Here is a 9,266-nt window from a genome sequence, read left to right as displayed (position 1 = left end):
CCATTTCGGCTCATCACGTCTTCGATGGCATTCTCGACGGTGTTGCCGACCAGCTCGCTGATGGAGTCGCGATGGCCCGCGAACGGGCGGCCAAGGAAGCGCTCATAGAGCAGAGCGGAGTAAGGCGCCCCGAGATCCGCGCGCAGATGCCAGATCGCCATGCGCGTCAAATGCCCGAAGGGGCGACGAAGGGGACGTCGAAGGCGTGCTCGATGGGCATGGGCTGGCCCGAGGCTCCTTTCCCGCGGGAAGGCGGCTGCTGACGCCCGCGGGCGAAATCGGAAGTGTACGGCATCCCCGCGTGCCCCGGGAAATGCGTCTCGCGTGCGCGCCCGCCCGCCGACCGCGGCAGGCTGGCCCCGCGCTGAGGCGGCAGAAAGTTTGGCGATCCGCCACGCCGATCGGGCGCGGAAGGCGCGATAGCGGTTTGCAACCGGCCCCGCACCCCCCACAATCTCGCCCAACCCGATAAGCAAGAAGGAAACCAGTACCCATCATGTCCAACCTGTCCACGGCAGACACCGCGGAACAGCTCGCGCGGCTCGAACAGACCATCGACGACCTGCTCAAGGAGGCGAAGCGCTGCGGCGCCTCGGCGGCGGAGGCGGTCGTGAGCAGCAGCACCGGTCTCGACCTCTCGGTGCGCCTCGGCGAGGTGGAGACCGTCGAGCACACTCGCGACCACGGCCTCGGCATCAGCGTCTACTTCGGCCACCGCAAGGGCTCGGCGAGCACCTCCGACCTCAGCCTCGGCGCCGTGCGCGACACGGTCCGCCAAGCATGCAGCATCGCCAACCACACCCAGGAGGACCGCTGCGCCGGCCTCGCCCCGGCCGAGCTGATGGCCACGGAGGTGCCGGACCTGGATCTCAATCATCCCTGGGACATCGCCGTGGACCGGGCGGTAGACATCGCCATCGCCTGCGAGGACGCCGCCCGCGCCGCCGACGCGCGCATCGTCAACTCTGAGGGCGCGAGCCTCAGCACCACGGCCGGGCTGTCGGTGTACGGCAACAGCAACGGCTTCGTCGGCGGCTATCCCGGCACCCGCCACGAGCTGAGCTGCGCCGTGGTCGCCAAGGAAGGCGACTCCATGCAGCGCGACTACTGGTGGACCAGCGCCCGTGCGCCGGAGGATCTGGAGGACGCGGCATCGGTCGGCCGCCGCGCCGCCGAGCGCACCGTCGGCCGCCTCAACGCCCGGCGCCTGAGCACCTGCGAGGTGCCGGTGCTGTTCCGCGCCGACGTGGCCACGGGCCTGCTGCGGAGCCTCGCCGGCGCTATCAGCGGCGGCAACCTGTACCGGCAGACCAGCTTCTTGCTGGACAAGCTCCACGAACAGATCTTTCCGGACTTCGTGCGCATTTACGAGGAGCCGCACCGTCGCCGCGGACTAGCCAGCGCGCCCTTCGACGGCGACGGCGTCGCGACGACGGCGAAGGATCTGGTGACCGGCGGTGTCCTCCAGACCTGGCTCCTGGACCAATATTCGGCTTGTCGCCTCGGTCTGAAGACCACCGGCAACGCCGGCGGCGCGCGCAACCTGAGCATCGGTCTCGGCAGCGACGACCGCGACGCCATGATCCGGCGCCTGGACCGCGGACTCTTCGTGACCTCGCTGATGGGTCAGGGCGTGAAGATGATCACCGGCGACTACTCGCGCGGTGCCGCCGGTTTCTGGGTGGAGCACGGCGAGATCCAATACCCGGTGGAAGAGATCACGATTGCCGGCAACCTCAACGACATGTTCCGCGGCCTCCTCGCGGTGGGCAACGACTGCGACTTCCCGAGCAGCATCACCACCGGCTCATGGCTCATCGACCACATGACCATCGCCGGGGAATGACAGGATGACCGCCACCGAGGTCCTGGCGCGCGCCGTAGCGATGGTCGAGGCCGCCCCCGAATCCGCCAATGCCCTGACGCTCTATGCCCTGGTCAACACCCTCGAATACGAACGCGCCGGCTGGCTGTTCAAGCTCACCAAGCTCAAGGACATGGACACCGCGGCACGTGCGCTGGCCTACGGCCTCATGGAGCAGGCGGTTGCGCGAGGTGTCGGCGACGCCGCTTGGCAGAAGGCCAAAGCGCGCATGGACCGGGCGGTGCGCGGTGTCTGACAGGCACATGCATCTGCCGTGTCCACGCCGCGGCACCCCGGGCCGGCTGTTGGCCATCACGACGCTGCTGGGCGCACTCGCGCTCGTCGGCGGTTGCGGCGGCGGCGGCACGGAACGCTTTCCGTTCGGTGCTATCACCGTCACCGTCAAGCCCGGCGACACCGGCAGGTGCGCCATCTCCCCGTGCCGCATCCTGCTGGAGATGCCGCCCGGCAACGGCACCTACCGCGTCACCGGCAACGAGATCACGCTGGGCACCTACGCCGCGGGCGAGACGGTCAATCTCGGCGACTTCTACGAGCCCCAGGCCATCGAGATCCAAGGCGCCAACGTGCCGCGGGCGTTCGTCTACATTCCCGTCCTGCCCTAGCGAGGCTTGGCCTTGGACCGACGAGTCGTGATTGTCGCCTTGGTCAGCCAAGGCGACGCATGCACGAGACCCGATCATGCGCTCGAACCCGGCGCCAACCTCGGACCTGACATGCAGGGAGACCGTGTAAGTATCGCTCGCAAGGCCGAACACGAGCGGATCGTAGGTCGGGTTAGCGATAGCGTAAATTTTGCGTTCGCTCAGTCGGCCGGACGTGAGCTATGAGAAGCCAACCCGACAGACGGAACCTGGACCCATGCGCGCCGCGGGCACGCGCTTCCGAATCCCGGACAGACGTCGACCCGGCGGCCGCGTTGCCCGACGCTGCCATCGAGTCCTTCGCCGTCGCCGCGACGCCGGGCGCGGAGGTCTTGTTTCACGCCTCGCCAGTGGGCGTCGGGTACTCGGTCGATCGCACGCTGCTAAAGGTCAATGACCGGCTCTGCGAGATGACCGGCTATGCGCGGGAGGAGCTGATCGGGCAGTCGTTGCGGATACTGCACCCGTCCGACGCCGCTTTTGAGGCCATCGGCAAGATCATCTACCCGCAGCTCGCCGAGAAGGGCATGGCACGCATGGACGCCCAGCTCAGGCGCAAGGATGGGCGGGTGCTGGACGTGGCCCTGAGCGTGGCCCTGGTCTGTCCGGACGATCCCGCGCAGGGTGTCATTGCCACGGTGCTGGACGTCACCGACTACCTGCGCACCCAGGCCGATCTGCGCGCCGCCCGCGCCCGGCTGGAGGTGGCGCTGGAGGCCGGCAATCTCGGCCTTTACGAGGTCGATCTGGTGACGGGCGAAGGACATGTCGATGACCGCTACCTGAGCCAGCTTGGCCTGTCTCGGGCCAGTGAAATGACGCTGGCGCAGTGGTCGGAGCTGATCCACCCGGATGATCGCGCGCGTATGCAGGCCGTCGTCGCCGACGGCATTGCCGGCCGCATCAGCGAGCTGGACACGGAGTACCGCATGCGCCACGCCGACGGCAGCTGGCGCTGGATCCTCGACCGCTGGCGCGTCTACGCCCGGGATGCCGACAACTCGCGGCTGCGCGTCGCGGGCGTGCACCTCGACATCACCGATCGCAAGGCGACCGAGGAGACCCTCGCGGAGCTGAACCGAACGCTGGAACATCGGGTCGCCGAGCGCACCACCGAGGTCCACCGGCAGGCGGAGCAGTTGCGCGGGCTGACCATCCGCCTGACCCGCACCGAGCAGCGGGAGCGAAAGCGCCTCGCCACCATCCTGCACGACCACATCCAGCAGCTCATCGTGGCGGCGCAGATCCAGTTGAAGCGGCTGACCCGAACCACGGACACGGCGGGCATCCAGGCGGCGGCACAAAGCGTCGGCGAGGTGCTGCAAGAGGCGCTCGACGCCTCGCGCTCGCTGACCGTGGAGCTGAGCCCGCCAGTGCTGTACGAGAGCGGGCTCATCGGCGGCCTCAACTGGCTCGGCACCCGCATGCGCGAGCAGCACGGGCTGGCGGTCCAGCTGCATGCTGAAGCCGCCGCGGAGCCGGCCGGGGACGAGGTGCGCTTCCTGCTGTTCGAGTGCGCGCGCGAGCTGCTCCTCAACATCGTCAAGCACGCCGGTGTCGACCACGCCCAGTTGACACTCGCCAGACGCTCTCCCGTGGAAATCCGCCTCAGCGTCGCCGACGCCGGCAGCGGCTTCGATCCCGACGGCCTGAAGCGGCTGCGCCCGGAAGAGATGAGCTTCGGTCTCTTCAGCATTCAGGAACGCATCGCCCACCTCGGTGGCCGCATGGACATCGAGAGCGCGCCAGGGCGGGGAACGCAGGTGACCCTCTTGGTCCCCCTGGCCGAAGGACCGGCACCGCCGGCAGTTGTCGGGGCGACCACGGGCTGGCGCGGGGCAAAGACCTTGCACATCCGTCGGCGGCGGCAGCGTTGCCGCGTTCTCATCGTCGACGATCACCAGATCGTGCGCGAAGGGCTGGCCGGACTGCTGCGAGCCGAGCCCGATATCGATGTGATCGGCGAGGCCGCCAACGGTGCACGTGCCATCGAACTGGCCGTGGACCTGGAGCCCGATGTCATCGTCATGGACGTCAACCTCGGTGCCGGTATCGACGGCATCGAGGCCACCCGACGCGTGCTGGCCATAGACCCGGGCGTGACGGTCATCGGCCTGTCCATGCACATCGACCAGGACGTCGCCGACGCCATGCGCGACGCCGGCGCCGCGGCCTACCTGACCAAGGGCGGACCGCCGGAAGCCCTGATCAAGGCGATACGCGCCCATCACGGACAGTGACGGCGGGCTGACACGGGCCGCACCTCGGCCCTGCGCTCCGTCGTCGCGCCCCCCCGGGTCTCGGCCACGGCGCGTCTGATCGCCAGCCCCGCGGCCGTGGGAGCGCCGTCCCCGGCGCGACGAGCGTCCAGTGGCACCGAGGACGGCGCTCCCACAGGTCGGCGTTCAGTGCCCCGCCGCCGGGCGGTTGAGCAGGATCAGCTCGATCTCCTCGGTGATCTCCTCCTGGCGCCAGAGATTGCGGCGCAGCGTCAGGGTGCGGGTGCGCTCCTCGATGCGGTTCAGCGCGCCGTCGAGATGCCGCAGCCGGTGCTGGTGCTCGGCCATCAGGGAGCTGTAGAGCAGCGCCTGCAGGGCGGCGAGCAGGGTGTGGTCCACGAGCCGCTCCAAGAACTCGGCCGGCCGCAGGTTCAGCAGCGGCGGATAGGCGTGCTTCGGCGGCGCCGGAGCGGCCTCCCCCACCACCGTGTCCTGAAACGGCGGCAGCAGCGACACCGCCCGCACGGCGTCCGCGTCGTCGTCCCAGTGCAGCACCTTCAGTCGCACCGCGTGGCGGCAGGCGGCGATGTCGTCCAGGGTGTCGATGATGCGCGCCAGCACCGCGCCCACCTCCTCGGCGGTGCTGGCGCCCGGCACGGTCGCGATGAGGCGCGGGTCCTGCTCCAGCGGGAGCGCCAGGCGGCTGCCGATGGCGATCAGCGAGACGCGCCGCGGCTCGGCACCCGCAGCCGCGTCCAGCGCGTGCCGCACCGCCTCGTTGAAATCGCCGCAGAAGCCGCGCTCGGCGCCGATCAGGAGCCAACAGGTGTGCGCGTCGGCGGCCGGGCCGGCGAGCGCACCGAGCAACGCCGGATGATGCGCCAGGAAGTCTCTGGCCGCGGCCTCGACGCTGGCCATGACCCGGCGCTGGGCGTCCATGAAGCGGGCGAGCTTGCGCGTCTCCAGATAGGAGAGGTTCTTCATCGAGCGCATGATGCGGTCGATGTCGGCAAGCCCTTCCAGCCGCGCCTCGATGTCATGCCGCCGGCTCATCCGCGGCCTCCGCTGGGCGCTCCCCGCCGTCCGATTCAGCGCTCGACGCAGCGCCGAAGTCGGCGCCGGACTCGCCGCCAGAGCGGCCGCCAGGCTCAGCAGCAGGCTCGACCTCAAGCCAACCCGCGATGGCCGCGAGCCAGGCCTCCCGCGTGTCGCTCATGGTCAGCGGGCTCGCCGCCACCGCCTGCCGCAGCCGCTTCTCGGCCGCCGGCACCTGCGCCTTGGTCAGCTCGTCCAGCAGCCCGGCGTTGTAGGCGATCAGCAGGGCGAGTTGGACGCGGATGGGCAGCGGGTCGAGCCGGTCCTGGCGCAACAGCTCGCGCAGCACGGCGCCGCGCTTGAGGCGCTGCTCCATGCCGGCCTCCAGCCGTGCGCCGAAGCGGGTGAAGACCTCCAGCTCCAGGAATTGCAGGTAGTCCAGTTTGGTGCGACCGGCCTCGCGCTTGATGGCCGCCGGCTGCGCCTTGCCGCCGATGCGCGACACCGAGCGGGCGATGTCGATGGCGGGCAGGAAGCCGGCGGAGAATAGGTCCCGGTCCAGGTAGATCTGGCCGTCGCTGATGGAGATCAGGTTGGTGGGGATGTAGGACGCGATCTCGCCGAGCCGGGTCTCGACGATGGCGATGGCAGTCTGGCTGCCACCGCCGGCGTCCTCGGCCAGGCGCGTGGCGCGCTCCAGGAGCTTGGCGTGCAGGAAGAAGATGTCCCCAGGGTATGCCTCGCGCCCGGGCGGGCGGCGCAGCAGCAGCGACAGCTCCCGATACGCCTGAGCGTGGGCGCTGAGGTCGTCGTAGACCACCAAGGTGTCGATGCCGCGGGCCATCCAGTATTCGGCGATGGCACAGCCGGCGAAGGGCGCCAGGTGCTTCAAGCCCGGCAGGGCGCTGGCCTCGCCGACGACGACGGTGGTGTAGTCCAGCGCGCCGTGGTCGCGCAGCAGGTCGATGGTGCCGACGACGGAGGAGCGCTTCTGCCCGATCATCACGTAGACGCAGCGCACGCCGCTGTCGGCCTGAGCGAGCACGGCGTCGATGGCGAGCGCGCTGCGGCCGAGCCCTTTGTCGCCGACGATGAGCTGGCGCTGGCCGCGGCCCACCGGGATCAGCCCGTCGATGATCTTGATGCCGGTGAACAGCGGCTCACTGACGAAGCGTCGGCGGATCATCGGCGGCGATGGGGCATCCAGCGGCTGCGGATCGGCGGGCTGCGGCGGCGGCTGTGCGTCCAGCGGCGCACCCAGCGGGTCCACCACCCGGCCGAGCAGGGCGTCGCCGGCCGGCACGCTCACCTGCCGGTGCCCGCGGTAGGCCGTCGTGCTTGCGGTGAGCGCCTGCGTCTGATGCAGCAGCACCGCCCCCACCAGGTCGCGCTCCAGGTCGAAGACGATGCCCCGGCTGCCGTCGCCGAAGTACAGCACCTCGTCGACGGCCGCCGATGGCAGCCCGCTGATCCAGGCAATGCCGTCGCCCACCGACACCACGCTGCCCTGCTCGGTGACGCGCAGCGCCAGAGCATAGTCCTGAAGCCAGCCCGAGGTGCGCGCGAACGGCAGGTCGGCCGCGGCCGCGCCCAGTGGGAGCGGCGTCCCCGCCGCGATGACCGCCGGGACGGTTGCGCTGGCCCCGCTCATTGCCCCGCCTCCGCAAAGAACCGCAACTCATCGCGCAGATTCGCGCCGAGCAGCAGGGCCCCGGCGTCGATGCTGAGCCCGGCGATCAACGCCGGCTCCAGGCTGAAGCTACAGGCTACGTCCTGCCCGGCGGCCTGCCGCAACGCGTCGGCGAGCGCCTGCCGGCGGTATTCCGTCACGGGATAGGCGCTCTGCACCTGCACCTCGGCCGCATCATTGTGAGCAACGGCGGTGGCGAGGTCCTCGCGGCGCTGCTCGGGGAGATCCGGCAACTGGTCGATCACCAGATCGATGAGCTGCGCCTCCAGCTCCGGGCTGGCGATCGCGCCCAGCAGCCGGCCCGCGAAGCGTCCGGCCAGCGCCAGCGCCGCCTCCTGGGTGCGGCGCTCGGTCTCGGTGCGCTCGCGCTCGGCCAGCGCTTGCGCCTTCTCGCGCTCGCGCTCGAGCTCCTCGGCGAGCGCCGTCAGGCGGCGCTCGCGCTCGGCGGCCAGCTCGCGCTCCAGCCCGGCGCGGGCCTCGCCGCGCTCCTGCGCCAGCGCCTCGCGCTGCGCCTCCAGGCCGGCGCGGGCCTGCTCCGCCTCGGCGCGAGCCGCCTCCGCCTGCTCCAGCGCCGCCGCCACCCGCTCGCGCCGCGCCTCGATGGACGCGCGCACCGGCCGGTACAGGAAATGCTTCAGGATCCAGATCAGGATCAGAAAATTGACGATTTCCAGCAGGAAGGTGGACCAGTCGAGCTCCATGGCGATGCCCTCTCCTGGCCTACTTGAGCACGTATTCCAGCAGCGGATTGCGGAACAGCACGATCAGCACGATCACCAGGCAGTAGATGGCCAGGGACTCGATCATCGCGAGGCCGATGAAGAGCGTGCGCATGATGGCGCGCTCCGACTCCGGCTGCCGCGCCAGGGACTCCAGCGCCTGGGCGATGGCGTGGCCCATGGCCAGCGCCGGCATCATCACGCCGAGCGCGATGGCGAGCGCGGCGGCGACGGTGGAGGCGATTACGATCCAAGTCATATCGGTCATGGTTGTGGCTCCGCGTCTTGTTCCGTGTCTGGGCCGGGCCGCTCGGCCAGCGCCCCGGTCTGAATGGCACCGGCGATGTAGACCAGGGCCAACATGCCGAAGATGTACGCCTGCACCAGCGCCTCGATGATGTGCAGCATCAGGATCGGGATGGGCACCAGCAGGCCGCCGACCCAGACCAGCAGCAGCGCCACCAGTTCCAGGCTCATCATGTTGCCGAACAGGCGCACCGCGAGCGCCAGGGAGCGGGTGATCTCGCTGATGATGTGAAAGGGCAGCAGAATCGGCGTCGGCGACAGGTAATGGCGCAGGTAATCCTTGAGCCCGACGGCGCGGATGCCGAACCAGTGCACCGACAGGAACACCAGCACGGCCAGCGCCGCGGTGGCAGACAGGTCCCGCGTCGGCGAGTGCAGCCCCGGGATCAGGCCCACCAGGTTCGCCGCCACCAGGAAGGTCCACAGCGTCATCACGAAGGGCATCACCATCTCGGCGTGATGCGGCAGGGCTTGGCGCACCGCATCCTCCATGGCCGTGACCGCACCCTCCACGGCCGTCTGCACCAGCCCCGGCCGCGTCAGCATGTGCCGGCTCACGAGCCAGGCACCGCCCCAGAGCAGCAGCATCAAGAGCCACGTGGTCGCCACGGTGTCGCGGATCACCACCGGCCCGAGCCGGAACAGGGTCTGGGCGAACATCGCATCAGGTTCCATGGCTAGCCGCTCCCCCACCCTGGCCGCGGGCCAGCCAACAGCGCCGCAGGTCGGGCTGAGCGCCGTAGGTCGGGCTGAGCGATAGCGAAGCCC

General features: G+C 69.9%; 9 protein-coding genes. 4 read left to right on the top strand and 5 right to left on the bottom strand.

All coding sequences use genetic code 11. From position 1 onward, the window contains the following. Nucleotides 1-496 precede the first annotated feature (496 nt). The 4 genes from pmbA to LJE69_RS15555 all read left to right on the top strand — a co-directional run bounded on the left by pmbA (nt 497) and on the right by LJE69_RS15555 (nt 4,769). The gene (gene pmbA / locus LJE69_RS15570) at nt 497-1,846 is read left to right on the top strand and encodes a metalloprotease PmbA (protein WP_296926757.1); all 1,350 of its coding nucleotides are present in this window, start codon (nt 497-499) and stop codon (nt 1,844-1,846) included. Nucleotides 1,847-1,850: 4 nt separating this feature from the next. Continuing rightward, complete coding sequence (locus LJE69_RS15565) at nt 1,851-2,120, top strand: hypothetical protein (protein WP_296926755.1); 270 nt, start codon at nt 1,851-1,853, stop codon at nt 2,118-2,120. 49 nt (nt 2,121-2,169) lie between these two features. Beyond that, the gene (locus LJE69_RS15560) at nt 2,170-2,490 is read left to right on the top strand and encodes a hypothetical protein (RefSeq protein WP_296926753.1); all 321 of its coding nucleotides are present in this window, start codon (nt 2,170-2,172) and stop codon (nt 2,488-2,490) included. Between the two features lie 314 nt (nt 2,491-2,804). Further along, nucleotides 2,805-4,769, top strand: a complete 1,965-nt coding sequence (locus LJE69_RS15555; protein WP_296926751.1) for a PAS domain-containing protein — start codon at nt 2,805-2,807, stop codon at nt 4,767-4,769. Between the two features lie 165 nt (nt 4,770-4,934). Here the strand turns inward: LJE69_RS15555 and LJE69_RS15550 are convergent, their stop codons facing one another. The 5 genes from LJE69_RS15550 to LJE69_RS15530 are packed head-to-tail and all read right to left on the bottom strand — an operon-like array spanning nt 4,935 to nt 9,173. After that, complete coding sequence (locus LJE69_RS15550) at nt 4,935-5,801, bottom strand: F0F1 ATP synthase subunit gamma (protein ID WP_296926748.1); 867 nt, start codon at nt 5,799-5,801, stop codon at nt 4,935-4,937. Beyond that, nucleotides 5,785-7,434, bottom strand: a complete 1,650-nt coding sequence (locus LJE69_RS15545; RefSeq protein WP_296926746.1) for a F0F1 ATP synthase subunit alpha — start codon at nt 7,432-7,434, stop codon at nt 5,785-5,787. Before LJE69_RS15545 ends, LJE69_RS15550 begins: the two co-directional genes overlap by 17 nt. Further along, nucleotides 7,431-8,174 (bottom strand): F0F1 ATP synthase subunit delta, encoded by a 744-nt coding sequence (locus LJE69_RS15540; RefSeq protein ID WP_296926744.1) that lies wholly within the window; start codon nt 8,172-8,174, stop codon nt 7,431-7,433. Before LJE69_RS15540 ends, LJE69_RS15545 begins: the two co-directional genes overlap by 4 nt. 19 nt (nt 8,175-8,193) lie before the next feature. After that, nucleotides 8,194-8,451: an ATP synthase F0 subunit C gene (gene atpE, locus LJE69_RS15535; RefSeq protein WP_367114689.1), complete on the bottom strand. Its 258-nt coding sequence runs from the start codon at nt 8,449-8,451 to the stop codon at nt 8,194-8,196. 5 nt (nt 8,452-8,456) lie between these two features. Further along, nucleotides 8,457-9,173, bottom strand: a complete 717-nt coding sequence (locus tag LJE69_RS15530) for a F0F1 ATP synthase subunit A (RefSeq protein WP_296926740.1) — start codon at nt 9,171-9,173, stop codon at nt 8,457-8,459. Between the last annotated feature and the right edge of the window lie 93 nt (nt 9,174-9,266).

The organism is Thiohalocapsa sp. (assembly GCF_022340605.1).
Lineage (GTDB): Bacteria > Pseudomonadota > Gammaproteobacteria > Chromatiales > Chromatiaceae > Thiohalocapsa.
The sequence above is the reverse complement of the archived record's forward strand: the minus strand, read 5'-3'. Positions and strand labels throughout refer to the sequence as shown.

Bases quoted from the DNA above. Each gene is read 5' to 3' on its own strand.
- LJE69_RS15545 (WP_296926746.1), bottom strand. From the start codon at position 7,434: ATGAGCGGGGCCAGCGCAACCGTCCCGGCGGTCATCGCGGCGGGGACG.
- atpE (WP_367114689.1), bottom strand. From the start codon at position 8,451: ATGACTTGGATCGTAATCGCCTCCACCGTCGCCGCCGCGCTCGCCATC.
- LJE69_RS15540 (WP_296926744.1), bottom strand. From the start codon at position 8,174: ATGGAGCTCGACTGGTCCACCTTCCTGCTGGAAATCGTCAATTTTCTG.
- LJE69_RS15550 (WP_296926748.1), bottom strand. From the start codon at position 5,801: ATGAGCCGGCGGCATGACATCGAGGCGCGGCTGGAAGGGCTTGCCGAC.
- LJE69_RS15530 (WP_296926740.1), bottom strand. From the start codon at position 9,173: ATGGAACCTGATGCGATGTTCGCCCAGACCCTGTTCCGGCTCGGGCCG.
- LJE69_RS15565 (WP_296926755.1), top strand. From the start codon at position 1,851: ATGACCGCCACCGAGGTCCTGGCGCGCGCCGTAGCGATGGTCGAGGCC.
- pmbA (WP_296926757.1), top strand. From the start codon at position 497: ATGTCCAACCTGTCCACGGCAGACACCGCGGAACAGCTCGCGCGGCTC.